The organism is Iamia sp. (assembly GCF_035575815.1).
Classification (GTDB): Bacteria; Actinomycetota; Acidimicrobiia; order Acidimicrobiales; family Iamiaceae; genus Iamia.
Genome location: NZ_DATLXO010000147.1, coordinates 16395 through 42054, shown reverse-complemented (window position 1 = coordinate 42054; position 25660 = coordinate 16395). Strand labels below are relative to the sequence as shown.

At 72.0% G+C, this 25660-nt stretch carries 23 protein-coding genes, 1 tRNA gene and 1 pseudogene; 8 read left to right on the top strand and 17 right to left on the bottom strand.

Annotated elements, in window-relative coordinates; genetic code table 11:
• Positions 1-65 precede the first annotated feature (65 nt).
• The 3 genes from VNL12_RS15445 to VNL12_RS15435 all read right to left on the bottom strand — a co-directional run bounded on the left by VNL12_RS15445 (position 66) and on the right by VNL12_RS15435 (position 3692).
• On the bottom strand, positions 66-608 hold the full coding sequence (locus VNL12_RS15445; RefSeq protein WP_325595836.1) for a hypothetical protein: 543 nt from the start codon (positions 606-608) through the stop codon (positions 66-68).
• Between the two features lie 85 nt (positions 609-693).
• The gene (locus tag VNL12_RS15440) at positions 694-1413 is read right to left on the bottom strand and encodes a zinc ribbon domain-containing protein (protein ID WP_325595835.1); all 720 of its coding nucleotides are present in this window, start codon (positions 1411-1413) and stop codon (positions 694-696) included.
• Positions 1414-1664: 251 nt separating this feature from the next.
• Entirely contained in the window at positions 1665-3692 is a 2028-nt protein-coding gene (locus tag VNL12_RS15435) for a transglycosylase domain-containing protein (protein ID WP_325595834.1), read from the bottom strand.
• A 71-nt stretch (positions 3693-3763) separates the two neighbouring features.
• On the opposite strand from VNL12_RS15435, the gene VNL12_RS15430 reads away from it, so the two are divergent.
• A complete protein-coding gene (locus VNL12_RS15430; protein ID WP_325595833.1) occupies positions 3764-4702 on the top strand; it encodes a TIGR03621 family F420-dependent LLM class oxidoreductase in 939 nt (312 codons plus the stop codon).
• Between the two features lie 10 nt (positions 4703-4712).
• On the opposite strand, the gene VNL12_RS15425 is transcribed toward VNL12_RS15430, so the two are convergent.
• The 7 genes from VNL12_RS15425 to VNL12_RS15395 form a co-directional block, all read right to left on the bottom strand.
• Positions 4713-6185, bottom strand: a complete 1473-nt coding sequence (locus tag VNL12_RS15425) for a carotenoid oxygenase family protein (RefSeq protein ID WP_325595832.1) — start codon at positions 6183-6185, stop codon at positions 4713-4715.
• Between the two features lie 373 nt (positions 6186-6558).
• Positions 6559-8325: a class I adenylate-forming enzyme family protein gene (locus VNL12_RS15420; RefSeq protein WP_325595831.1), complete on the bottom strand. Its 1767-nt coding sequence runs from the start codon at positions 8323-8325 to the stop codon at positions 6559-6561.
• Between the two features lie 65 nt (positions 8326-8390).
• Positions 8391-10037 (bottom strand): FAD-binding oxidoreductase, encoded by a 1647-nt coding sequence (locus VNL12_RS15415; RefSeq protein ID WP_325595830.1) that lies wholly within the window; start codon positions 10035-10037, stop codon positions 8391-8393.
• The gene (locus tag VNL12_RS15410) at positions 10034-11602 is read right to left on the bottom strand and encodes a PH domain-containing protein (RefSeq protein ID WP_325595829.1); all 1569 of its coding nucleotides are present in this window, start codon (positions 11600-11602) and stop codon (positions 10034-10036) included. Before VNL12_RS15410 ends, VNL12_RS15415 begins: the two co-directional genes overlap by 4 nt.
• A gap of 70 nt (positions 11603-11672) precedes the next feature.
• Positions 11673-11906, bottom strand: coding sequence for a hypothetical protein (locus tag VNL12_RS15405; RefSeq protein ID WP_325595828.1), 234 nt, complete (start codon positions 11904-11906; stop codon positions 11673-11675).
• A gap of 40 nt (positions 11907-11946) precedes the next feature.
• On the bottom strand, positions 11947-12462 hold the full coding sequence (locus VNL12_RS15400; protein ID WP_325595827.1) for a PH domain-containing protein: 516 nt from the start codon (positions 12460-12462) through the stop codon (positions 11947-11949).
• A 13-nt stretch (positions 12463-12475) separates the two neighbouring features.
• Complete coding sequence (locus tag VNL12_RS15395) at positions 12476-13588, bottom strand: threonine aldolase family protein (RefSeq protein ID WP_325595826.1); 1113 nt, start codon at positions 13586-13588, stop codon at positions 12476-12478.
• Between the two features lie 79 nt (positions 13589-13667).
• On the opposite strand from VNL12_RS15395, the gene VNL12_RS15390 reads away from it, so the two are divergent.
• The 6 genes from VNL12_RS15390 to VNL12_RS15365 all read left to right on the top strand — a co-directional run bounded on the left by VNL12_RS15390 (position 13668) and on the right by VNL12_RS15365 (position 18082).
• Positions 13668-14366 (top strand): response regulator transcription factor, encoded by a 699-nt coding sequence (locus tag VNL12_RS15390; RefSeq protein WP_325595825.1) that lies wholly within the window; start codon positions 13668-13670, stop codon positions 14364-14366.
• 169 nt (positions 14367-14535) lie between these two features.
• Positions 14536-15333, top strand: coding sequence for a PRC and DUF2382 domain-containing protein (locus VNL12_RS15385; RefSeq protein WP_325595824.1), 798 nt, complete (start codon positions 14536-14538; stop codon positions 15331-15333).
• Positions 15334-15495: 162 nt separating this feature from the next.
• Positions 15496-15636 carry a hypothetical protein gene (locus VNL12_RS15380; protein WP_325595823.1) on the top strand — a complete coding sequence of 47 codons (141 nt, stop codon included), beginning with the start codon at positions 15496-15498 and terminating at the stop codon, positions 15634-15636.
• A complete protein-coding gene (locus VNL12_RS15375; protein ID WP_325595822.1) occupies positions 15626-16330 on the top strand; it encodes a PRC-barrel domain-containing protein in 705 nt (234 codons plus the stop codon). The genes VNL12_RS15380 and VNL12_RS15375 overlap by 11 nt, the downstream gene beginning before the upstream one ends.
• Positions 16327-16791: a PRC-barrel domain-containing protein gene (locus VNL12_RS15370; protein WP_325595821.1), complete on the top strand. Its 465-nt coding sequence runs from the start codon at positions 16327-16329 to the stop codon at positions 16789-16791. The genes VNL12_RS15375 and VNL12_RS15370 overlap by 4 nt, the downstream gene beginning before the upstream one ends.
• A 142-nt stretch (positions 16792-16933) precedes the next feature.
• Positions 16934-18082, top strand: coding sequence for a PQQ-dependent sugar dehydrogenase (locus VNL12_RS15365; protein WP_325595820.1), 1149 nt, complete (start codon positions 16934-16936; stop codon positions 18080-18082).
• An 865-nt stretch (positions 18083-18947) separates the two neighbouring features.
• Here VNL12_RS15365 and VNL12_RS15360 read toward each other — a convergent pair.
• From VNL12_RS15360 to VNL12_RS15350, 3 genes are all read right to left on the bottom strand, one after another.
• Positions 18948-19802: a polysaccharide deacetylase family protein gene (locus VNL12_RS15360; RefSeq protein ID WP_325595819.1), complete on the bottom strand. Its 855-nt coding sequence runs from the start codon at positions 19800-19802 to the stop codon at positions 18948-18950.
• Positions 19803-20064: 262 nt separating this feature from the next.
• Positions 20065-20141, bottom strand: a tRNA-Val gene (locus tag VNL12_RS15355).
• 59 nt (positions 20142-20200) lie between these two features.
• The gene (locus VNL12_RS15350; RefSeq protein WP_325595818.1) at positions 20201-21034 is read right to left on the bottom strand and encodes a thioesterase family protein; all 834 of its coding nucleotides are present in this window, start codon (positions 21032-21034) and stop codon (positions 20201-20203) included.
• Here VNL12_RS15350 and VNL12_RS20985 point away from each other — a divergent pair.
• Positions 20931-21413 (top strand): annotated as a pseudogene (locus VNL12_RS20985) (SHOCT domain-containing protein); the annotation flags it as partial. The gene VNL12_RS15350 and the pseudogene VNL12_RS20985 sit on opposite strands and share 104 nt — an antisense overlap.
• Before the next feature lie 39 nt (positions 21414-21452).
• On the opposite strand, the gene VNL12_RS15345 reads toward VNL12_RS20985, so the two are convergent.
• From VNL12_RS15345 to VNL12_RS15330, 4 genes are all read right to left on the bottom strand, one after another.
• Positions 21453-22154 (bottom strand): DUF2510 domain-containing protein, encoded by a 702-nt coding sequence (locus VNL12_RS15345; RefSeq protein ID WP_325595817.1) that lies wholly within the window; start codon positions 22152-22154, stop codon positions 21453-21455.
• A gap of 291 nt (positions 22155-22445) precedes the next feature.
• Entirely contained in the window at positions 22446-23111 is a 666-nt protein-coding gene (locus tag VNL12_RS15340) for a hypothetical protein (protein WP_325595816.1), read from the bottom strand.
• 97 nt (positions 23112-23208) lie between these two features.
• Positions 23209-24609: an amidase gene (locus tag VNL12_RS15335; protein WP_325595815.1), complete on the bottom strand. Its 1401-nt coding sequence runs from the start codon at positions 24607-24609 to the stop codon at positions 23209-23211.
• A gap of 96 nt (positions 24610-24705) precedes the next feature.
• A complete protein-coding gene (locus VNL12_RS15330; RefSeq protein WP_325595814.1) occupies positions 24706-25632 on the bottom strand; it encodes an NAD(P)-dependent oxidoreductase in 927 nt (308 codons plus the stop codon).
• Between the last annotated feature and the right edge of the window lie 28 nt (positions 25633-25660).

Sequence of the window (25660 nt, the reverse complement as noted above, 5' to 3'; positions counted from 1 at the left end):
TCTCGGATCTGGGGGCGGGAGCGCCCGATGTCGCTACCAGTTCGGAGGACCGGGCCAGCCCCGAGTCAGCCGGGCGGCAGGAGGGTGCGGTCGACCTGACCGGTGCGGACCATCACGGCGCGACGGGCCGGGTCATCCAGCCCGAACGTGCGCCAGCACCACCAGCAGGCCGCCGCCCCCAGCACCTCGAGGGCGACGATGACCACCATCGGCCGATCGAGCTCGGGCAGCCCGCCGGGGCCGAGGGCCCAGCCCAAGAACGGCCACCAGAACAGCTCGGCCCGGGTGAAGGATCCGTCGAGGGCCAAGTGGAGGAAGAGGCCGATCGGGAGCCCCAGCCAGCGCCGTCTGACCAGGCGCCGGTTGCGGGTCCCCAGCATCACCACGCCGAGCGCCAGAACGGCCCCGAGCAGGGTGTGGAGCACCCGGGGCCCGCCGGCCACCGCTTCGGCGAGGGGCAGGACGGCGCCGGCGGCCACCACGCGGTAGTCGAGGGCAGGGCTGCGGAAGACCAGCCAGACGATGGCGATGGCGGGTCCGACGAACCAGAGCAGCATCAGCGGCGACCGGGTGCCTGGTCGAAGGAGCGGGGCGACATCAACGGCCACCGGGTGCCTGGTCGAAGGAGCGGGGCGACATCAACGGCGTCCGAGCACGGGACCGGCGGACCAGGGGACACGGATGACGTCGCGCTCAGCGCACCAGGAGCCGGTCGCAGTCCTCGCAGTGGATGCGGGCATCAGGGGGCAGCGCCTTGATGCGGGCCAGCTCGACGGCCGAGAGCTTCATGTGGCAACCACCGCACGTGCCGTGCTCGAGTCGGGAGATGCCGACGCCCCCGTGGACCGAGCGCAACGCCTCGTACTCCTCGAGCAGGTCGGCGGGCACATCTGCGGCCGCCGTGGCCCGGTCCCCGACCACCGTCTCGAGCTCCGCGTCGATCTCGGCCTCGGCCACGGTGATGCGCATCGCGAGGGCCTCGGCCCGCTCGGCGAGGATGGCCCGCTCAGCGTGGAGCGCGGTGGCCTCCTCGTCGAAGGGTTCGCGCTCGACCATGATCTCGATCTCCTGCTCCTCGAGCTCGCCGACGCGCCGCCCCAGCGACGCCACCTCGTCCTGGAAGCCCTGGAGCTCGCGGGGGTTGGTGATGGTGCCGCTGTACATCATCTTGTCGGCGTGGGCCGCCTTGTCGCGGAGCGTCGCGACCTCGTCATCGAGGCGGGCCTGGTCACGTTCGAGGCGGTGACGTTCGGCGTCGAGGGCCTCTCCCCGGGCGGCGAGGGCCTGGTCCGCGGCGGCGACCTTTGCGGCCTCGGTCCGCTCGGGCAGGGCCTGGCGGCGGGTGCGGAGCTGGGTTGCGCGGGTGTCGTGGCCCTGGACGACGAGAAGCTGCTCCAACGAGTCGTTGGTCATGGGGTCCCTCTCGGGGGATGGGGGCGGATCGCGGCGACACTACGGGCCGCGCGGCCCGGACCGCTCCGCAAGCTCCGCCCACAGAGAGCCCGTAGGTCCTGGTTCGCTCGCTGCGCTCGCTCATTGGTGCGGCTTGAGTGTTTGGGGCATCGACGCCGGGGTCGGGGTAGGGAGGCACCACTGAGCGCTGCCGGCTCCGCAGGCTCCACCGTCAGAGAGCCCGTACCTCCTGGTTCCCTCGCTGCGCTCGCTCACCGCCCCCCGAGCGGTGACGGGTCGGTGCACCGGCGGAACCCCGACTCGAAGCACAGGCGCTGGCTCCGGGCCGGAGGTTCGGGCGGGGTGAACTCGACGATGGGCTGGTTCGCGGTCACCGAGCTCATGAACGCACCCCACATCTGGGCCGGGGCCCTTCCGCCCTGCAGGTCGCCGCCGCCGCCGAAGCTGAGGCGCACGTTGCCCCCCGTGGCGCCGATCCACACCGAGGTGGCCAGCTGCGGCGTGTAGCCCACGAACCACACGTCGTACGCGTTGTTGGTGGTGCCGGTCTTGCCCGCGGCCGGCTGACCCGAGGCGATGCCGGCCCGGGTGCCGGTGCCGCGCTCGACGTTCTTCTCGAGCACCGAGGTCACCTGCCGGGCGACCTCGGTGGGCAACACCCGCTCCGGCTCGGCCCGGTGGGCGAAGACGACGTCGCCGTCGGCCTCCTCGACCCGGTCGATGAAGTAGATCGGGTTGCGCATGCCGTCGTTGGCCAGCACCGAGTACGCGGCCGCCATCTCGAGTGGGGAGATGCCATCGGTGCCCAGGGCCATCGAGCCGTTCTCGGGGTTGAGATCGGCCGTGACGCCCATGGAGCGCGCCACCTCGGCCACCTTCTCGGGGCCGACGATCTGGTTGAGGCGCAGGAACGAGCAGTTCGACGAGCGAAGGGTCTGCTCGGTGAGGGTGTCGGTGCCACCACGGGCACCGCCGAAGTTGCCGGGCGGTTCGTCTTCCTTCTCGTAACCGGGAATGCCGCGGCACGGCCCTCGACCGTCGACGGTGTCGTTGGGCGTCGCCCCGTTGAGGATGGCGGCGGTCAGCACGAAGGTCTTGAACGTGGAACCGACCTGGCGGTTGCTCTGCTGGGAGAGGTCGAACTGGTAGCGGTCGAAGCCGGGGCCGCCCACGAGGAAGCGGACCGCTCCGGTGCCGGGCTCGACCCCTGCCATCGCGGCGGTGCCGAAGCGGGTGAGGCCGGTGAGAGGATCCGGCGGCAGCGCGAAGGTGCCGTCGCCGGTGCTCACGGGCAGGTTGTCGTTGCGGGCCTGGACCGCGAGCAGGTGCTGACGCTGGTCGAAGGTGGTGTACACCCGCAACCCTCCGCCGTAGAGGCGGTTGTAGCGGGCCGTCGGGGTGGACCCGAGACGCTCGTCGTCGAGGAGCTGCTGCTTGACCTCTTCGACGAAGTAGTCGTTGGGCTGGCGGGGCTCGAAGGCCTCGGTGGGCAGCGGGACCAACTTGTTGAGGTCGGCCTCCGTGCGCCCGAGGCGTCCGGTGATCACCAACGCGTCGAGCACCGTGTTGCGCCGGCTGGAGGCCCGGCTGCGGCTCTTGAACGGGTCGCAGGACCCCGGGCAACGGATGATGCTGGCGAGCATCGCCCCCTCGGCCCATGACAGCTCGCCCACGTCCTTGCGGAAGTACGTCTCCGCCGCGGCCTGCACCCCATAGGCCCCGGCGCCGAAGTACACCGTGTTGACGTAGTGCTCGAGGATCTCGTCCTTGGTGTAGTCCTCCTCGAGCTCCACTGCGAGGACCGCTTCGCGCACCTTGCGGGCGAAGTCCTGGTCGTCCTCGTCGATGGTGTTCTTCACCACCTGTTGGGTGATCGTGGAGCCGCCCTGGGCCACGCCACCGCTCTCGATGTTGGCGGTGAGGGCGCGTCCGATCGAGCGGGCGTTGACGCCCTGGTGGCTGTAGTAGGCGGAGTCCTCGGCGGCGAGCACCGAGTCGACGACGGTGCGGGGGACGTCCTCGAGGCCGACCTGGACGCGGTTCTCCTCGGCCACGAACGTGGCCAAGAGGGCGCCGTTGCGGTCATAGACGTAGGAGCGCTCCGAGAGGGTCTCCAGGCTGATCCCGGCCCGCTCGAAGCGGTGTGACCCGGCGATCTCGGCGATGCGGGGCGCGGCGACGGCGATGGCCGTCGTGAGCGTGACGAGCCCCACGCCCACGATGAGCGCGAGGCGGATCAACCGCCCGATGTTGGTGAGCACCACCTTGAGGACCTTCACGTCAGTGTGCAGGCTAGTGGCCGACCCTCTCTGAGCACCCGCGCCCCTGGTCACCGGTAGCGTGACGACCCATGGCCCACCCCCGCCCGTTCCGCTTCGGCGTCCAGCTCGCCACCGCCCCCGACGGCCCCTCGTGGTCGGGCCTGGCCCGCCAGGCCGAGGACCTCGGCTACTCCACCGTCTTCATCCCCGACCACTTCGGCGACCAGCTCTCCCCCACCATCGCCCTCCAGGCTGCCGCCGATGCCACCACCACCCTGCGCGTCGGCGCCCTCGTCTACGACAACGACTACCGCCACCCTGTCGTGCTGGCCAAGGACTGCGCCACCATCGACCTCCTCTCCGGCGGACGCCTCGAGCTGGGCATCGGCGCCGGCTGGATGAGCTCCGACTACGACCAGTCGGGCATTCCCATGGACCCGCCCAAGGTGCGCGTCGACCGCATGATCGACGCCGTTGCGGTGCTGAAGGGCGCCTTCGCCGACGGCGCCTTCAGCCACGACGGACCGCACTACACGATCTCGGGCTACGACGGCCTACCCAAGCCGGTGCAGAAGCCCCACCCGCCCCTGCTCATCGGCGGCGGCATGAAGCGGGTGCTGTCCTTCGCCGGGCGAGAGGCCCAGATCGTCGGCATCAACCCGTCGATCCCCAACGGGCGGGTCGATGCCGACGCCGCCTTGTCCGGCACTGCGGGTGCCACCGACGAGAAGATCGGCTGGGTCCGCGAAGCGGCTGGTGACCGCTACGGCGACATCGAGCTCAACGCCTTGCACTTCGCCACCATCGTCACCGACGATCGGGCCGGCACCATTGAGATGATGGCGCCCCTGTTCGGCATCCCACCCGACGAGGTCGCCGACTACCCCCACGCCCTCATCGGCACCGTGGAGGAGATCTGCGCAGATCTCGAGGCCCGCCGGGAGCGCTGGGACCTCTCCTACGTCGTGGTCCAGGGCGACTCCTTCGAGGCCTTCGCCCCCGTCGTCGCCCGCCTGGCCGGCACCTGAGCGCCGAGCCTCAACCCCAGCCGGGGAGGGCCGAGCCGGGGGCCCAGGTGGCGTGGGTGCCGCTCGAGATGCGCTGGGGGAGCTTCAGCCGGGCGATGGGGCCGGCGGCGATGTCGGCGGCGTCGAGCACCAGGCACTCGGAGCGGTCGTTGGCCACGTCGGTGGTGAGGGTGACGAGGTAGGCGTCGTCCTCCTCGGTGGCGCCCTCCTTCGGGGCCACGCCGACCTCCGAGCAGTAGACGCCGTCGGGCAGGCGCAGGTGCTCATCGACGCCCTTCTCGACGTCGTGGCGCACCAGGCCGTCAAAGAGGAACCAACCCGGCTTGCCCGTCGCCGCGTACACGTAGCGGTGGCGCTTGCCGGCGTAGCGACCGTTGACGATGCCGAACTCGGTGTGATCGTCGCGGAGGTGCTCCTCGGTCGTCTGACCCGTCACCAGGTTGAACCGCCACCGGTGCAGGCGGGTCTTCATCCAGTCGAGCGCCAGGTAGCGGAACATCCACATGTCGTCGGCCACCGCATCGGGCCGGGGCATGGGCTCGTCTTGGTAGAAGCCCTCGAGCACGACCTCGTCGCCGTCGGTGTACGCGTTGGTGAAGTGCAGGACGTAGGTGGGATCCGCCTCGAACCAGCGGATGTCGTCGACTCCCCCCCGGCGGGGGATCACCGCGAAGCGGCTCGGCTCGTCGTGCATGGCCAGCTGGAACCGGCCCTTCGCCAAGAGCCGCTCATCCCAGTACATCGGGAAGGCGTTGAGGATCACGTGGTCGGTCGTGAAGGCCATGTCGTGGGGGAGGCGGGGTCCCGGCAGCGGCACCGGCGTGTGGTGCACGAGGCGGTTGTCGGCGTCGACCACGCCGTAGTGCAGGTAGGGCGCCTCCAGCCCGTAGCTGAAGAACAGCATCTCGCCGGTGGCCTCGTCGACCTTGGTGTGGGCCGAGATGCCCTCGGGCGGGAACCAGCCGTCCCACGTCGTGGCCCCCACGGTGTCGAGGGTGAGGGGGTCGAGCCGGTAGAGGTCGCCGCACTGCCAGAACGAGGTCACGGCCTGGCCGGCGTGGACGACGATGTCAGTGCTCGACGCGTCCTTCATGCGGCCCCGGGCCCCCCAGCCATCGGGGCGCTCGGCCGAGGTCGGGCTCTCGGAGATGCCGGCCCACAGCGACCGCCCGGCGGACTGCTCGGCGGTGAACCCGGCGGTGCGGATGAAGCGGTTGCGGTACCAGGCCCGCCCGCCCTCGAAGCCCACGGCGTGGACCATGCCGTCACCGTCGAAGGGGTGGTAGCGAGCGATCGGCATGTGGACCGGGTTCTCGGTGTTGCGCAGGTAGAGCCCGTCGAGGTCGTCGGGGAGGGTGCCCTCGACCTCGAGCTCGTCGACCTTCCACTCCTCGTGCTGGGGGCGCCACGGACCGGACCGGTACGGGTGGTCGTCGTCGTCGGGCAGGGTGCGGAGGGCCCGGCCCACCAGGTCGATGTCCACGATCTCTCCTCTGGTCGTCAGGCGTTACCGGCCGGGTCGAGGGCATCGCTCTGGTACCCGCCCAGCACCGACAATGCCATTCGTCACACCGGCCACGCGCCCACGCTACCGGCCAAACCGCCGACCCGCCCGCCCCACCGGCGGCACCACCCACCCGCCACCGAGCCGTTCTTGCGCCCGATCGCTGCGCCCGACCCAGCGTCCCGGCGCACGAACCGACACGGGTACCGGCCGGACCACCGCCGAGCCGTTCTAGCGCCCGATCGGCGCGCCCGGCGCAGCACCGCGGCGCAAGAACTGACGGGCAGGTGACGCGATCCCACCCCCCACCCGAGAGCCGGGGTCGGTTCGCGCCAAGGGGACGGCGGTCAGATCAGAGGGTCTCGGCCAGGCTGACGTCGCCGGTGCCGCGGAGCAGGTTCTTCAGCAGCTTCCCCGATGCGTTGCGCGGCAGGCGCTCCGGACGCAGCTCGACGTGGGTCGGCACCTTGAAGTCGGCCAGCTCCGCCGCGACCCAGCGCCGGACCTCGTCCTCGGTGAGCCCCGCTCCGGGTTCGACCGAGACGACGGCCTTGACCTCCTCGCCCAGGGTCGGGTGGGGCACGCCGATGACCGCCGCGTCGGCCACCCCCGGGTGCTCGACCAGGCGGTTCTCGATCTCGACGCAGTACACGTTCTCGCCGCCCCGGATGATCATGTCCTTGGCCCGATCGGTGACGAACAGGAAACCCTCGTCGTCGAGGTGGCCCAGGTCGCCGGTGTGGAGCCATCCGTCGCGCAAGGCCTCGGCCGTCGCCTCGGGCTTGCCCCAGTAGCCGGGCATGATGATCGGGCCCCGGATGCAGACCTCGCCGGTGCGACCGGGCGGCAGCGATCCCCCGGATCCGTCGTCGATGCCGATGTCGACCACCGGCATCGGCCGGCCCACCGAATCCGGCTTGGCCAGGGCTTCGGAGCCGGTCAGCACGGTGGCCACCGACGACGACTCGGTCAGCCCGTAGGCGTTGCTGGTGGTGCGCACCGACGGGAACGTCTCGCGCACCTTGCGCTGGAGCTCGCCGGCCGACGGCGACCCTCCGAAGGCAACGGTGGCGATCGAGGTGGTGTCGAAGTCGCCCCGGCGCGGGTCCTCGCACACCCGCCACACCATGGTGGGCACCGTGGCCCAGATCTTCACCCGCTCCCGCTCGATGAGGCCCAGGACCTCGGCCGGGTCGAAGCGACCCTCGGGCATCACCAGCCGGACACCCCCGAGCAACCCGACCACCAGGTTCGAGTGGCACCCCGCCACGTGGAACAGCGGCGAGGTGAGCAGGCCGACGGTCTGGGTCGGCTCCGTCTCCCCGTCGGCTGTCGGTGCATCGGCCGCCGGTGCGTCGGCCGTCGGGGCGACGGAGGCCGCGGCGTCGGAGGCCATCTGCCCGGCGACGGTGTTGAGCACGGTGTTCTGGAGGTTGGCGATCATGCTGCGGTGGGTCGAGATGGCGCCCTTGGGCCGACCGGTGGTGCCCGACGTGTAGAAGATCACCGCGGCATCGCCCTCGTCGATGTGGGTCGTGGGAGCCGTGGCCGTCGGCGCGTCGGTGAGATCAGGAAAGGGGTGCACCCGGTCACCGCCGCCGACCTTGCCCGGATCCGCGTCGACGACGTACACGACCTCGAGCCCGGGCAGGGCGCCCGCGGCGAGGACATCCGCGATGCGCTCGAGGCGCTTGCGGTCGGCGACGAGGACCTTGGCCCCGGAGTCCTCCAACCCGTAGAGCACCTCGTCGGTCTTCCACCAGCCGTTCAGGCCGACGAGCACCGCACCCAGGCTCACCGTGGCCCAGAACGTCGCGCACCACTCGGGGTTGTTGGCCGAGAGCACAGCGACGCGGTCACGGTGGACCACACCTCGCGCCGCGAGGGTCTCGGCGATGCCGTTGGCCTCGGCCGCGAAGTCGGTGAAGGAGATCCGCCGGTCGCCGTGGACCAGGAAGGTGGCGTCGCCGTGGCCCGCGCCCATGGCCAGCACCTCCCGCAGGGACGAGAAGCGGGACTCATAGACCCGCATCTCCACGCCGTCGACCACGGCGGGGACGATGGCAAAGGGCCCGCCCGGGGCGGTGAGCTGGTCGACGGCATCGGCGTAGGTGACCATGGCCGCAGTCTGGCCAACGAGCACCGACGCCGCCGGACGACGCGCCCCGCAGCCCGCAGCCTCGGCTACCGGCGGGGCTGGGGGTCGAGCAGCACGCCCGGGTTCAAGATGCCGGCCGGGTCGAGCACGGCCTTGCCGGCGCGGAGCACCGCGGCGACGGGCTCGGGCCGCTGGCGGTCGTACCAGGGTCGGTGGTCGCGACCGACCGAGTGGTGGTGGGTGATGGTGCCGCCGGCGGCGGCCAGCGCCTCGGAGACGGTCACCTTCACCGCATCCCACTGGGCGACCTGGTCGCCCCACCGGCCCTGGGCGTAGATCGAGAAGTAGGGCGCCGGCCCGTCGGGGTAGACGTGGGTGAAGCGGCAGGTGACCACCCCGGTGCCGCACACCTCGGCCACGGCGCGGGTGGCGGCGTCGGTGACCGCCGCGTGCAAGGCGTCGAAGCGGTCCCAGGTGCACGCCGTCTCGAACGTCTCGACCACGAGGCTCATCCGGGCCAGGGCGTCGCGGGTGTAGGGCGCCCGCAGGAACGTCGAGCGCCACTCCCCTGCGGCGCCCTCCCGGCTGGCCGACGCTTCGGTGCCCGCCGACGCGGTGGGGTCGCCGGCGTCGGAGAGCTGCGGCCCGTCGGGCGCCTCGCCCCCGTGAGCCCGGGTGAGGTCCAGGGCCCGGTCGAGCCACGGGCCGACCGGGTGGTCGGCGGACTCGAACCCGAGCACGAGCAGGGCGCCGACGTCGACGGCACCGGCGGTGAGGGCCGCCTCGGTGCCGTCGAGCAGGCGACAGTTCGACGGGAACAGCGCGGCCTGCGAGATGGCGCGGACCGCCTCGACCCCTGCCGCCCATGTCGCGAAGCGCACCGACGCTCCGGCGCGCCACCGGGGTCGGTCCTGGAGCCGCACCCACGCCTCGGTGATCACGCCGAGGGCGCCCTCGGAGCCGAGGAACAGACGGTCGGGGGACGGTCCCGCGCCGGACCCCGGCAGGCGTCGCGACGCGCTGAACCCGGTCGGGGTGACGACCCGGATGGCCTCCACCAGGTCGTCGATGTGGGTGTAGACGGTGGCGAAGTGCCCGCCGGCGCGGGTGGCGAGCCAGCCACCGAGGGTCGAGAACTCGAAGGACTGCGGGAAGTGGCGCAGCGAGTAGCCGTGGGGCCGCAGCTGGTCCTCGAGCACGGGGCCGAGGGCGCCGGCCTGAATGCGCGCCGCCCGGCTGACCGGGTCGACCTCGAGCACGCGGTCCATGGCGGTGAGATCGATGGAGACGGCGCCGGCGTAGCCCTCGCCCACGCGCGCCTCGATGCCACCGACGACCGACGAGCCGCCGCCGTAGGCAATGGCGGCGATGCCGGCGTCGGAGCACCACTCGAGCAGGGCCAGCACGTCGCTCTCGCGAATGGGTCGGGCGACGAGGTCGGGCGGCTCGTCGAGGCGGCCGAGCAGGTTGCGGGCCACGTCGCGGTACGCCTTGCCGTGGGTGTGCGCGGCGCGCTCCCACGGGTCATCGGAGCAGAGGCCAGCCAGGCTCTCAGGAGGACGGATGCGGCTGGCGCGCAGGGCCAGGTCGGCCACCGCCGGCGGGTCGTGGTCCTCGGGGGTGAAGCCGAACCCGGCCATGGTGCGGGCCAAGGTCGCACGCTCGCTGGTGCCGGCGGCCTGGTCCTCCCATCCCCAGCCCCACCACGAGCGACGTCGGGGCGTGGCGGTCACCAGCTCGCCCCGGGTGGATCGGCGCGCCGGGCGAGCCCCTGGGCCGACGCAGTGGTGTCTCCCGTGGCCCCGGCGGCGACCCGACGACGCACGGCCGCTTCGTCGCGCCGTGCCGCTCCGGCGGCCAGGGCCCCGTGGCGCAGGCCGGTCATGGCGCTCGCCTCGCCGTCGACGAGGGCAGGGGTGCGTCCCCGTCCGGCCACGTCGACCAGCAGCGTGGCCAGACCCGACCGGCGCTGGAACGGCGATGACACCAGCCGGGTGCTCTGCACCTTGGCCACCGGCACGAGGGCCGTCTCGCGGCTCAACCCGCCCCGGCGGGCCACCACGTGATCGTCGACGGTGGCCCAACCCAGACCGCGGTAGGCCAGCTCGGCGTCGAGGGCGGCCACCACGACGAGGAGCAGGGCGGCGAGGCCGAGCGGCGCGAACAGCACGGCCACGGGAACGGCCACGGCCAGGGCGGGAACGAGGCGACGCACCCACGCCCGGCGGCGGGCGGCGGGCGGAGCGGGGTGGAGGGCGGGCAGGCCCGGCGCGTCGGGGAGGACCTCGGCGAGCAGGGCGTCGAGCGCGACCCGGTCGAGCAGGGGCACGGTGATGCGACTGTCCTGCTGCTCGACCTCGCCCGACCCACCCGCGCTCTGGAGGGTCACCGACACCACCCCCAGCATCCGCCGGAGCGGGTTCTGGGCGATGCGCACCACCTGCACCCGGTGGATCGCCAGGCTCGCCTCGCGCTGGTCGAGCAGGCCGCGGCGCACGTGGAGCAGGTCGCCGCGCCGGGTGAGGCGGAAGCCGCCGTCGGTGAGGATCGCGGCGCCGGCGGCCGCCGCGAGCCACACCGGGATCCCGAGCAGCACCACGACGAGCACGGTCGACAGGGCGGGTCGGGCCCCGTCGAGCGCGGAGTCGGCCGCGTTCTGCCCCACGTCGCCCAGGGTGTCGTCGAGCAGTCCGAACAGCGAGCCCAGGACCGCGAACACCACGAGGAGCTTCGACCCGCTGACCCCCGCCATCGCCAGGCGGGGGGCGCTCAGGGTCACCACCTCGCGCTCGTCGAGCTCGGGGGCGAGGCCCGGGCCGGGGCCGAGGTGCGAGCCTGCCTCGGTCGGATGCTCCGCCCCGCCGGCTCCGGCGGCCGCCGCAACGGCGGGCGTCCGGCGGGCGGCGAGCACCCGGCGCAGTCGCTCGGCCTCGACGTCGGTGACGGCGTCGAGCGCGACCTCGGGGCCCGATCCCCCTCCGGCGGTGTCGATGCGCACCACCACCAGCCCGAGCGCCCGGTGGCGCAGCTTGCGCTGGAGGTCGACCTGTTGGACCCGATCCAGGGGCACGACGCGGCGCGACCGGTTCAGCACACCGCTCTCGACCACCATCGAGCTGCCGTCGACGCCGTAGGTGAACCGCGACCAGACCAGGTAGCGAGCCACGAGGAGGACGACCACGCCGACGACGACGATCGGCACCGCGAGGCCGGGGCGACGACCGAACGTGATGAGCAGGGGGATGGCGGCCTGGGGGCCGAAGCGGGCCAGGTCGAGCAGCGGCGAGGCCGGGTGCAACCGGCGCGGCCCCTCGGTGCTGTCGATCGGCGCCCCGCCACCCGGCGCCGTCCATGCACCCGCCAACGGCTCATCGACAGGTGGGGGCGGTGCGGAGAACGGTGGCCCGTCGAACGACGGGGGCCCCTCGAACGACGGCGGTCCGCTGAGAACCGGGGGTCCGGTCGGGGGAGAGGACCCAGGTGGCGGCCCGGTCGGTGGCGAGGACGCAGGTGGCGGTCCGGGCGGCGGCCCCGTCGGCGGCGGCGGCCCCGTCGGCGGCGACGGCCAGGCCGACGGAGGGCCCGTGGGCGGCGACGGCCACGAGGACGGAGGACCGGCGCCTCCGAGCTCAGACACCGGGCTCAGACGCCGTCGTCGGCGGCGGCCCGGCCGAGGAGCTGGCGGCGCACGGCTTCGGCCCGGTCCTCGTCGATGCCCGGCAGCAGGCCGTCGCTGCCGGAGGAGGCGGTGGTGATCTGGAGGGTCACGAGGCCGAAGGCCCGCTCGAGGGGCCCCTGGCGCACGTCGATCTGCTGCACGCGGAACACCGGGATGGCGGATTCGACGCGCACCAGCACCCCGTGGGCCACCTCCAGGCCCTCGTCGGTGAGCTCCCACCTCCACCGCCGGTACCGGGCTCGGGGCACGGCCACGGCGGCGGCGACCGCCACCATGGCGATCGCGGCGCTGGCGGCCGCGACCGCAGCGGCGCCGGCGAAGGCCGCCGCCAGCCCGATGCCCAGGGCGACGAGGACTACGACGCCGGCCCCGATGCCCCAGAGCAGGTGCCAGAGAGACCGCACCCGAGGGCTCAGCGGCTGGGAGCCGGGTCCCGCCGTGGGCCCCTCGGTCGGCGCAGTCGTCATCGGCACCTCCATGGCAAGGGTCAGCCTAGGCAGGCGGCACGGCGTCGAGGTGGGCCGAGACGCCGGCGGCGAAGCGCTCCACGTCGGCCTCGGTGCTGGCGAAGCTCGTCATCCAGCGCACCTGAGATCGCTCGAGGTCCCACGGCCAGAAGAACGACCACTCCTGGAGCGGGGCGATGGCCGCCGCGGGGAGGTGAGCGAAGACGGCGTTGGCCTCGGGGGCCCGGGCGATGTCGACGCCCTCGACAGCTCCGGCCCGGTCCGCCAGCAGGCCGGCCAGACGGTTGGCGTGGCGGGCGTGGTCGAGCCACAGGTCGTCGGCCAGCAGGGCGGTGATCTGGGCGGCGACGAACCGGGCCTTCGATGGCAGCTGCCCGGCCTGCTTGCGCACGTACCGGGCCGAGGCGGCCAGCTCGGGCCGGAGGTAGACCACGGCCTCGCCGTACATGGCGCCGTTCTTGGTGAGGCCGAAGGTCATCACGTCGACGCCGGTGTCACGCACCATGGTCGCCAGGTCGGTCCCGCAGGCCACCAGGGCGTTGGCGATCCGGGCGCCGTCGAGGTGCACGACGAGGCCGTGGCCGTGGGCAGCGTCGCAGAGGGCTCCGATCTCCGGAACGGTGTAGACGGTGCCCATCTCGGTGACCTGGCTGATGGATACGACGCCGGGTTGCGGGTGGTGCTCGGTGCCGAGCCAGTGCAGGTAGGGGTCGAGCGCCTCGGGCCGCAGCTTGCCGTCGACGTTGGGTACGGCGGTGATCGAGGCCCCGGTGAAGCGGGCGGGGGCGCCGCACTCGTCGACGACGATGTGGGCCGAGTCGACGCAGATCACCGACTGCCACGGCTGCACCACGGTGGCCAGGCCGACCACGTTGGCGCCCGTGCCGCCCCAGCACAGCAGCACCTCGGCCGGGGCGTCGAGCTGGGCGCGGAGGGCGGCGGTCGCGGCGGCGGTCCAGGGGTCGTCGCCGTAGGCCAGGGCCGGTCCGTGGTTGGCCTCGGCCAGGGCCGCCATCACCTGCGGGGCCACCCCGGCGGCGTTGTCGCTGGCGAAGCTGCCCTCCGGGGGCGGCGGGAGCGCTCCGGTCACGTGCGCCCGGCGGGGGTGGAGGGGGATGATCCGGTCATGGGCCCTCACCCTAGGAAGGCCGCACGACGGGCCGAGCTCAACCTTGGGCTTCGCGCCGCCGGCCCCGCCCATGGGCGAGACTGCGCCGATGAGCGACTCTGCGTCCCCGGGTGCGGCCATGGGGGCAGAGCTGCCCATCTCGGTTGCGGCGGTGAACGACTACGAGATCATCGTCGACGGCCTCGCCGGGATGCTCGGGCGGTTCCCCGACAAGGCGAACGTCTGCGAACGCATCATCGTGGGAGAACCCATCGAGCACCCCCCGGTCGATGTTGCGCTCTACGACACCTACGGGCGAATCGGGATCGCGGCCCAGGCCATCGAGCAGCTCCGCCGCCACCGCCACGTCCGCTACGTCGCGATGTTCACGCTCGATGTCACCGCCGCCCTCGTCGACGAAGCCCGGCGAGCGGGGGCGACAGGGTTCATCTCCAAGCGCCTGCCGGCGCAGGCGATCATCGAGGCGCTCGTGCGGGTCGCGTCCGGCGAGGACGTCACCGCGCAGGGCGCGTCCACCAACCCGGCGCTCGACGACCTCGATTGGCCGGGCAAGGACAGGGGCCTCACCGAACGAGAGAGCCAGGTGCTGGTGCTGGTGTCCGAGGGCCTGACCAACCCGCAGATCGGTGAGGCTCTGTTCGTCGGGCACGAGACCATCAAGACGCACCTGAGCCGCGCGTACCGACGGCTCGGGGTCCGCAACCGGGCCGAAGCCGTCCGGCTCATCTTCGGAACGGGAGCGTTCGAACGGTTTCGCCCTGCGGCCGAGGCGCTCGATGACACGTGACGGCATCGAGGTGGTTGCCGTCGTGCCCCCGGCCGGGTGACGGGCCGACCCAAGGGCGACGACCGGACACCCATCCGGGGGAAACAGCAGTCGGGACCTTGGATGTGCGTCGATGAGCCAGTGCTGGGGAGTGACCAGATCCACCCCAAAGGCACTTACGGAGGCCCTCATGACCGACACCTCGCAAACGACATGGAACGACTGGGTCGGCGCCGATGTCGTCGACGAAGGCGGAGACAAGATCGGGAAGCTCGAGGACGTCTACATGGACCAGGCCACGGGTCAGCCCGAGTGGCTTGCGGTGAAGACAGGGATGTTCGGCTCGCGCCAGACCTTCCTGCCGATCGGCGGCGCAGGCGCAGACGGCGATGCCCTGCGCGTCCCCTACCAGAAGGGCTTCGTGAAGGACGCCCCCAACGTCGACCCCGAGGAGGGCTTCCTCAGCGGTGAGGAGGAGGGCGAGCTCTACCGCTACTACGGCCAGGATGACCCCTACGGCCAGGGCGACCAGCCGTCGGGCGGCGGTGACCCTGCGGCCGGCACCGACCGGGGTGACATGGGGCGAGACACCGGCACCGACACCTCCGGTCCCAGCACCGACGACGCCATGACTCGCTCCGAGGAGGAGCTCTCGGTGGGGACCCAGTCCCGCCAGGCGGGGACGGCCCGTCTCCGCAAGTACGTGGTCACCGAGAACGTGACGACAACCGTGCCGGTCCGCAAGGAGAAGGTCCGCGTCGAGCGCGAGCCCATCACCGACGCGAACCGCGACGCCGCCATGGCCGGCGGCGACCTCACCGAGGAGGAGCACGAGATGGTGCTCAGCGAGGAAGAGGTCGTCGTCGACAAGCAGGCGGTGCCGAAGGAGCGCGTCCGCCTCGACAAGGATGTCGACGTCGAGCAGCGCGAGGTCTCCGAAGACGTGCGCAAGGAGCGCGTCGAGGTCGACGGCGACGACGACCGCTGATCGTCTCCCGCCCGGGCATGGGTGAGCGCGACGCGGCGCGCTCACCCGCTCGAGGAGATCTCCCGTCGCCACGCATCCGGGCAAGCGAGCAACGACGGCTAGGGTTCGACCGCTCGGCGTCGTGCGCAGCATCCCCGCCGACGAGCCACCCCGGAGGGGCACGTGGAAGTTGCAGCCTTCATCGCACTGATCATCGTCGTGTTGGTGTTGGTCGCCCTGGTGGTCCTCCAACAGAAGCGGCGCGCCGGCGGCGTGATCGCCGGCACCAAGCCACCAGATGAGAGGCGACCCGATGGGCAGTAGGCCGGCATCGGACGACGAGCTCAACGAGACCGAGCTCAACGAGACATCGGCGCCTGCGCCCGCAAAGCCGCCGGCATCTACGCCGCAGCCCGGCCCCGGCCGCTACGAGGAGGCGGAGACGGACCCCGGCTCCGTTCTGAAGCTGGTGCGCGCCTCGCACCTCACCGGGCTCCCGATCGTGACCCTCTCCGGGGAGCACGGGCTCGAGATCAAAGACGTGGTGTTCGACAAGCGCGCCGGCGGCATCACCGGCTTCACCATGCGGAAGCCGGGGTTGCTCGGCGGCCCCCAGAAGCAGGTGCTGATGGTGGCCGATGTCCACGCCATCGGTCCCGATGCCGTGATGGTCCCCTCGCGCGGCGTGTTCGCGGCGCCGGACTCGCTCTCGGGCTCCGGCGACAACGTGCTCGGTGATCGTGTGATCACCGACGACGGCACCGATCTCGGCGAGGTGACCGACGTGATCGCATCGGTCACCGCCGGCCACGCCGACATCGTCGGTTTCGAGGTCAAGGCCTCGGAGGCCCTCGGTACCGAGGGGGCGCAGGTCTTCCTCCCGCTGCCGGCGGCGCTCGCCATCTCGGGAGAGGCGATCGTGGTCCCCGCATCCGCACGCGACTTCGTCAGCGAGGACTACACCGGTTTCGGCGCCTCGGTCGAGGCCTTCCGCGAGCAGCTCGGAGCATCGTCGTGACCGTTCGGCTGCAACCCCTCAGCGGCCGATCCGTGCTCGACCTGACCACGGCCACGACCGTCGGTGAGGTCCGGTGCGCAGCCCTCGATCCCGGAGCCGGCGAGGTCGCCGCCCTGGTCCTGAAGAAGACCCCGGGCGCCGAATCCCTCCTCCCGTGGACCGCCATCAAGGCCATCGGCCCCGACGCCATCACGATCGAGACCCGCGACGTCCTGGTCGCCCCCGAAGGCCCGAAGCAAGAGCGAGCTGCGTCGGGCGACCTCGACCCCCTCGGGAAGCGGACGTTCAACGACATGGGCGAGGCGCTCGGTCAGGTCGACGACCTCGTCGTCGACGACCACACCGGTCGGATCACCGAGATCGTGGTCGACGGTCGTCACTTCGACGGGTCAGCCCTCATCGGCTCGGGCGGATACGCCGTCATCGTGCGCCACGTCCCCGAGAGCAACCCATCGGGTTGAAGCGCACCATGGCGTGACCCGCCTCGTCCGACCTCGACACAGCTCGATGTCGGGCGCTAGGTTGCTGACGACTGCGGCGTCGCCGAGTGGCGGATGACGGTGCGGAGGGGGCGTGGTGGTCATGAACGGATCTCGTCGGTCGATGGCCGTTGCGCGGGGCGCGGTGTCGCGCGTCGCCGGCTCGCTGCTGGTGTTGACCTTGGGGGCCGCGGCGCTGACGGCGTGTGAGCCCGCGCCGCCGACGCTGGAGGCGACCACCATCGTCGACGGGTTGGTCGGTCCGTGGGACCTGACCTTCACACCGTCGGGATCGATGATCTGGACCGAGAAGGACGGGCGGATCATGATCCGCCGTCGCACCGGGCAGGTCCTCCAGCTGCGGGCCGACATGAGCGACCTCTGGGTCAAGTACACCACCGGCCTCATGGGCATCGTGGTCGATCCCAACTTCAACTCCAACCGTCGGATCTACACCTGCCAGGGCTTCCAACGCACCGGCGGCGTCCGCAACGTCCGCGTCATCCGCTGGGAAGCCAACGCCGAGGGCACCGCCCTCACCCGTGTCGGCTGGCCCGTCGTGTCCATCCCGTCCACCAGCGGCAACCACAGCGGCTGCCGGTTGCGCTTCGACCACCAGCGGCGGCTCTACGTCGGAACCGGCGACGCCATCACCGGCACCGCCCCGCAGGACAAGACCTCACTGGCGGGCAAGGTGCTCCGGGTCAACCCCGACACCGGATACGGGGACCCGGCCAACCCGTTCCACTGGAGCTCGGTCGCCGACAAGCGGAAGGTCTTCAGCTACGGGCACCGCAACGTCCAGGGCCTCGCGTTCCGAGCGTCGGACCGGACCATGTGGTCCGCCGAGCACGGCACGGGCACCGATGACGAGGTCAACCTCGAGCAACCGGGCGGCAACTACGGATGGGACCCCTCCCGCCCGCCGCCCTACAACGAGAACGTCCCCATGACCGATACCGCCCGGTACCCCGACGCCGTCATCCCCCGGTGGGAGTCCGGGGCCCCGACCATCGCCACCTCCGGCATCACCTGGCTCGAAGGGCCCCAGTGGAAGGGGTGGAACGGCTACCTCGTGGCCGCCACCCTCAAGGGACAGAGCCTGGCGCTCTTCCGACCCGAAGCGAACGGCACCATGACCCTCGTCGAGCGGCTCTACCAGAACGAATGGGGCCGCATCCGCACCGTCCAGCAAGGCCCCGACGGTGCGCTCTACCTCACCACCTCCAACAACGGGACCGGCGAACGGATCATCCGCCTCAATCCCAACTGAGAGCCGTCATACCGCCGACGCGTCAGCCGCCGGGCCGTGGGCGGCCCCGTTCGTTGACCCACCTCCGGCGCGCCCTCACCCTCCGGGGGGCGCTCGTCATCGTCGGGGCGGAGACGAGCGGAAGGTGGCTCAGTGGCACCGACCGTCAGCTCCGGGCGCTCATGCTGTCGCCATTCGTCGTCGAGGACCTGGCGGTAGCTGCTGATCCGGTCACCTCGGCACGCCTCCTGCACGGTCCCTTCGAGCACACCGTCGACGGAGATGCCGTAGACCGCGTAGAGCGAGAAGGTCCGCTCCGCCGAGCGTCGGACGTTCTCGGCGCTCATCACGCCGGCCCGAACGACGACCGCGACGTCGTCGGGCGGTTGCTCGACGCGGAGCGGCAGCGGCCTAGTCATCGCTCCGTGTCGGGGTCACTGGAGATCGGCGCAGAGAGATCATCGCCCATGGCCCTCAGCACCCCACGGGCCGACGGAGCCAGTTCCCGTGTAGGGGGACGCATCGCTGCCACGGGCGCGTCAGGGCTACGGGCTGCCACCCGAGGACCGACCATGAGGATGGCTGCGAGGATGCCTAACGTCGCCCCGCTCCGCCCCCACGACCTCCGCCACACTGCAGTGTCGCTGGGGATCGCAGCCGGGGCCTCACCGAAGCAGATCGCTGTATGGGCCGGGCACACCAGCGTCAGCGTCGTCCTCGACCGCTACGGAACCTGTTCCCCGGCAACGCCGACCCCGTCCTCGAACGGCTCGAAGCGATGGCTCTCGGCCGTTCCGACCACGAGTCCTGAGCTCAGCGCTCGATGCCACGGCCCGGCTCGCGGAGGCTCCATGGTGCCCTTCAACGGCACCTAGGGGACACGCGGTTAGGCGTTCCACGCCTGTTGCAGTGGCCGGTAGTCGATGACGGTGATGCCTTCATGATCAAGGATCTCGCGTGCTTGTGGTGAGGTGAGGAACGAGTGGTCGGTTTGCCGGATGCGCCAGCCGGTTGGCTCGATCGTCTGCCATTGCTCGGTGCCGTGCGCTGGATGGATGGCCCATTCGTTGAGGCCCGGCGGTAGCTCGCGGAGCATTCGCCCGTAGGTTGCCGCCTTGTCGCCGAGGCTGATGGAGTAGCTGTCCAGGAAGGCGTTGTCGACGACGGGTTTGCCCTGCTCACGAGCCTTGCGGCGGCCTTCGTCGAGCCAGACCCGTGCGGCGAGGCCGTACTCTTCGGCGAGCGCCATCGCCAGGTCACCGATGTCGGCGCGACCGCCGTCGGCGAGGCAGTGCCAGTCGAGGTGCGTGGGTGCGAGTCCTACGTCGACCACGGCGTCGATCTGCGCACGCAGCTCGCGTTCGACATCGGTGAGCTTGGCCTCTGCGAGGAGCGCGGTGCGCTGGGCCGGCGTGTTGACGTAGAGCTCGTTGGTGTCGGGGTCGAGCAACGAGGGCACGTCGGCCTTGGCGGCGGTCGGGCCCCAGCGGTACTCCGGCGAGTCGCAGACGAGCGCGAGGTGGATCCCGAACGGGATGTGCGGGCGTTCGCGAAGCAGCCGGATCGCGTTTGCCGCCGCCGGGCACGGAACCATCAGGCTGCAGGAGCTCGCGATGCCGTTCTCGATCGACTCCACCACGGCAGCGTTGACCGCGTCGTGCATGCCGAGGTCGTCGCAGCTGACGATCAGCACCCGTGCGTCACGCGCGAAACCCAGCAGCTCACTCGACCGTCGATCCACGACGCCCAGCGTGCCCGGTTACCGAATGCCTGATGCCGTACCGGCCCCTAACGCCGGATCTGCCGCACTACTCACAGCCATCCCCGGCGCTCCGAGGGACTCGCGACGAGGGCCCGCAGGCGGTGCCATCGCGCCCGCTCGTGTCCCGCCTCGTGGCGGGCCGTCCCGGCCCGTATCGGGATTTCCGCGGGTTTTCCGCGGGGCGCCGGTTGCCACTGCGATCACCGCTTAGCCCCGGCACCGGCTCTGACCTGGGCCTTTGTGGTGGGCGTACACAGACTCGAACTGTGGACCTCTGCCGTGTGAAGGCAGCGCTCTAGCCGACTGAGCTATACGCCCGGAGCCGACGACAGTAGCGCGAGGTCGCGGCCCAGCCCCACCCCAGATCGCCCCTCGCGTCAGGGCATGCGGATGGCGGCTAGCTGGGTCGACTGGGCCACCAGGCGCGCGGCGCTGTCCCACACCTCGCAGGTCTCATCGGCACGCCCGCCGGCGATGACGCCGACGCGGAAGCGCACCCGCAGGGGCCCGGCGGCGGGCCGGGCCCGGATGTAGGCGGTGAGGCTCAAGGTGGGGACCCAGCCGGTCATGGCCACCTCGAAGGTGGCGGGCGGCAGCGCGTCGACGGCCAGCAGGAGGGCCAGAGGGTCGAAGGGGCGGTCGTCGGCGAAGCGCAGCCAGGCGCGCATTTCGCCCTGCCCGCCCGGCTCGCCGGCGGCCCACCCCAGGGTGGCAGGGTCGAAGGCCAGCGAGACGACCTTGGCCATCGGCGGCTCGCCCCCGGTGATCGGGGATCGGCGCGCCAGGGACGCGGCCTGACACGTCTCCTCGTCGGGCAGCGTCGGAGCCGCGACGTCGCCCCAGAGCGGTGGCTCGGAGTCCAGCGCACCGACGAGCATCAGCACATCGACGCGGGGCGTGTCGTCCTGGACGAGGACGGTGCGGACCTGCGACGCGGTGCGGCCGCGGCGTTGGACCTCGGTGCGCACCGTGGCGGGGCCGACCGCAGGCGGCGCGACGTAGGACGCGGTGGCGCTGATGACGTGGCGATCGGGCTCGCCCACGGCTGCGACCGCCGCCCGTCCGAGGAGCGCCAACAGGTACCCGCCGTTGGGGTGGCCGTTCACGATGGTGAACTCGTCGCGCAGCTCGACGTCCCACACGCCCTCGGCACCGCAGGGGCGCACCGCGGTGCACTCGTCGAACAGAGCAAGAGGCTCGCCTGCGGTCATGTCGTCGTCCTCGTTCCTCGGTGCGCCGTCGCGGCGAACAGCGCGAACCCGTGGTGGTCCGGGGCGAAGATATCCGGCACCGGAGGTGGCCCCGTCATCCGCCTCGACATTGGACGACGGCTCAGAACGCGGGCTGACGGACGTCGCAGGCACCCGTTCCGATGAGCCCGGACACACCGATCGGGTGACGGGCGCGGACACGCGATCACCCAGCAGCAGGCAGTCGGGGGTCCAAAACAGCGTTCCGGCCTCGGACGAGACCGTCCTGGTCGAGGAGACCACCACCACCGTCGAGCCGACGCGCGCCGAGCAGCTCCGAGAGCTAGCCAACCTGCGAGACGGCGGGATCCTCACCGAGGATGAGTTCGCAGCCCAGAAGTCGAAGCTGCTCGGCTTGAAGGGCCCGGAGTTGCGCCACCTAACAGGGACTCGGCTCGCCGATCTTGACCGCCGAGAGCACGGCGTCTCCCTCGCCGATCAGCGTTCCGGCGGCCGGGTTCTGACCCACCACGATCCAGTTGGCATCAAGGAGCTGAGAACGGCCCTGGCCAGAGGCATCCTCGGAGCGGGAGAAGAAGACCCCTGCAGCCTGGATGGCATCTTGGGCCACCTGGAGGTTCATGCACATCACGTCCGGCATGAACACCGGAGCCGCTGCCGTCGTCGGAGCTGCCGTCGTCGGAGCTGCCGTGGTTGTGATCGCAGGCGCGGTGGTGGCCGTGGTGGGCTCCACCGTCGTGGCGGGCGCATCGACGGTAGGAGCTTCCGTTGTCGCCTCGCTGGTTGACGTCGACTGCGACGCCTGTGTGGTTGACCCGGCCTGCTCTCCCTCGTCCTCCGGAGACCCCGCCATCGCTCCGATGATGCCCGCGAGGAGGAACAGTGCCAGGCACGCCCCGACCGGAATCAGAATGTAGGGAAGGGCGCTCTTGCTCTTCGGTGCCGACCGTGCCGCTGCCGCGTCGTCGACCTGCGGGATCTCGGTTGTCGGATCCGGGCCTCGACCACCGGCACCCGTGTCGGGGTTCCGATGCTCCGTCCACTGCAAACCATCCCAGTACCGAAGTTGACCCGGGTTCTCCGGATCAGGGTGCCAGGCCGCCGGTCGATGCTCAGCCATGGTCGTCCTCCGCCGTACTCGTTGTCGGTGCGCCGCCGCAGCGGACCCCGATGACCGGTAGTGATTTGGGACCGAACCTATCGGTACCCTGGCGACAGTGCCGGATCGGTTCCGACCAACGATGGCTCAGAACCGGCGCAGACCGGCGTCTCGCAGGCACTCGATCCGAAGGACGGGGGCCGGCACCTTCTGGGCACCGCGACGGCTTCGTCGCCAGGCAGCCCGGTGACCTGAGCGACCTGCGAATCGAGCTGTGTGTGATCACCATCCGAACCGGCCCAGAGCGGCGCCTCAGAACTGACGTTCGGGGCGACGCATCAGCGGCTCGGCACCGGCGGCCGGGGCCCGCAGAGGAGCCAGCAGGCCCACGGGGGTGCGGGCCGGTGCGATGGTGCGGTGCAGGCCGTCGACCGTCGCCCCGGCGTGGCGCCCGACGAGAACGTCGAGGTCGTCGCGAGGGGTGGCGTCGACGGCGACGACCGCCGGGCGGAACAGGCCCCAGAGCCGATCGCGCACGACGACGGGGCCGTCGGCCCGGGCCTGCACCAGCCGGTGGGGCACCACCATGGGCACGCCAAACCCGCGACCGCGGGCCCTGACCGACAGGTCGCGGTCCTCCCACAGCAGCTGGCGCACGCCATCGCGGGCGAACCAGCGCAGCTCCCCCAAGCGGGCCGGCACCCCCCAGTTCATCTGGAAGGCCACCAGGGCGTCGGGCTTGTCGACCACCGCCACCACCGCCGACCACCCCGGGTGGGCGCCGAGGCGGCCCGGCACCAGCACCATGAGCTGCAGGAACGGCCCCACCGGAGAATCCGTGTAGCGAACCGCGACGACGAACGTCGGCCCGGGGGCGGCGGTGATGCCGTCGGGCATCTCGACCGGCGGCCGCGTCCATGAGAGGCCGACGAGGGCCTCGCCTCGCAACGCCCAGGGAGCATGCGGCGGTGCCGTCACCCCCACGACGCTACCCCCCGTCCGACCGTCGCGCCCCCAACCCCGACGGGATCGACCCGACGGTCCCCGCGGAAGGCGACAGGCGCAGGAGCGGCGGTCAGTTGAGCGAGGCCACCGCGTCGGAGCCGACGACCTGCTCGAGGTAGGCGAGCATCCGCAGCACGGCGGCATCGGCGTGGAGCGTGCCCACGACCTGGAGCCCGACCGGCACCCCGTCGTCGGTGCAACCGATGAAGACGGTGCCCGCCGGCGACCGGGTGAGGTTGAACGGGTAGGTGAAGCGTATCCAGTTCGCGTCTTCGACCCCGTCGATGGTGCCCTGGCCCCACGGCTCGGGCACCCGGCCGGCGATCACGGGCGTGAGCAGGAACGACACGTCGTGGAGCAGGGTGGCCAGAGCCGAGTTGAGCTGGTGGCACGCATCCTGGGCGGCGATGACGTCGACCGCGCTCATCGACGCCGCGACCTCGGCTCCGAAGCGCACGGCGGGGTCGAGCAGGTCCCACGACGGGGTGCCGCGCAGCTCGCCCACGGTGCGCAGGTGCGACGCGGAGGTCAGCGTCAACCACGAGCCGACCGGGTCCTCGGGGAACACCAAGGGCTCCTCGACGACCTCGCAGCCCGACTCGGCCAGCCGGTCGATGGCGCCCTGGCAGACGGCGGCCACGCCCGAGTCGACCGGTGCGTAGCCGAGCGTCGGCGACCACGCCACGCGGAGGGGCGGGTTCGGCTCGTCGAGCTGCGGGCGCCACAGGGTGCGGGGCGGGGGCAGACTGCGCAGGTCGCTCGGGTCGGGGCCGACGACCACGTCGAGCACCGCGGCGGCGTCGGTGGCCCGCCGGGTGAGTGGGCCCTTGGCCGAGAGGTCGGCCCACGCCGGTGGAGTCGCTCCGCCGATGGGCACCCGCCCCAAGGAGGGCTTGAACCCCGTGAGCCCACAGATCGCGGCGGGGATGCGGATCGACCCGCCGCCGTCGCTGGCGGTGGCGAGGGGCACCATCCCCGAGGCCACCGCCGCCGCGCTCCCCCCGGACGAGCCGCCTGCGGATCGGGTCAGGTCCCAGGGGTTCACGGTGGACGGACCGAGACCGTTGCTGGTATCGCCCTTGCAGCCGAACTCCGGCGTGTTGGTCTTGCCGACCACCACGCAGCCGGCGGACTTCAGACGGGCCACGAACAGCGAGTCGGCCATCGCCGGCGCATCTTCGGCCGAGAGGACCGACCCGTGGGTGGTGACGAAGCCCACCGCATCCTCGAGGTCCTTCACCCCGATCGGGATGCCGGCCAACGAACCGACGGCGTCGCCGGCGGCGAGGCGGTCGTCGACGAGCGCGGCATCGGCGAGCGCCAGGTCGCGGTCGACCGAGACGAAGGCGTGCAGCTCGCCGTCGAGCGCGGCGATGCGTTCGAGGGCCGCCCCCACCAGCTCACGGGCGCTCACCTCTCCCCGTTGGACCTGGGCGGCGAGACCCTCGACGGTGTGCTCTCGGAAGTCCACGCTGGTTGTTCTCCGGACGGCGACGGCTGCGGAGCGGCCACCCTAGGACCGACCGGCCGCACCACGGATCCCCAGCCGGCTCGTCGGCTCGGGCGGTCAGTACCCGAGCGTCACGTCGACGGGGCCGAGGAGGGCGGCGCCCGTCGCCCACCGCTGCACGTTGGCGGTGATCCGCGCCGAGAGCAGGGGCACCGCCATCTCCGGGGTGTTGCCGACGTGAGGCGTCACGGTGCACCGCGGCTCGCGCCAGAGGGGGTGGTCGTCGGGCAGCGGCTCGGGGTCGGTGACATCGAGGCCGACCGAGCCGATGGCCCCGGCGGCGAGGGCGCGCACCAGGTCGTCGGTGACGATGTGGGCGCCGCGGGCGACGTTCACCAGGCAGGAGTGGTCGGCCATGGCGTCGAGCTCAGCGGCGCCGATGACGCCGCGGGTCTCGGGGGTGAGGGCGAGGGCGAGGATCACCCCGTCGGCGTCGGACAGGGCGGGGTGCAGCTCGTCGAGGCCGACCACCCGGCGCGCACCGGCGACGGGACCGGGGTGGCGGCGCACGACGGTGGCGTCGACGGCGAAGGGCCCGAGCAGCCGCAGCACCTCCTCGGCGATGCCACCCCCGCCGAGCACCGTGACCCGCGCCCCCACCAGGTTGCGTCCGGCCGGGCCGCTCCACGAGGTGGCCCGGGCGTAGCGGTGCACGTGGCGCAGACCGCCGAGCAGCAGGGTGAGGGCGAGCTCGGCCACGGGCGTGGCGTACACTCCCTTGCCGCAGGTCCAGGTGTGCTCGTCGTCGAGGACCGCCGTGTAGGGCTCGATGCCGGCGAAGGGCAGCTGCACCCACCGGACCCGCGGGTGGTCGCGGAGCAGCCCGGCCAGGCCGTCGGGATCGGTGGGCGAGGTCCACACCACCGCCTCCGCCTCGCCGGGGTCGACGATGCGCCCACCTCCCGCCACCACCGCGTCGGCCACCCACGACCGCTCCCCTCCGGGACGGACGCAGAGCGCAGGTCCGTCGGGCGAGGTGGTCACCGTCTCACGGTAGGACCCGGGACGGCCG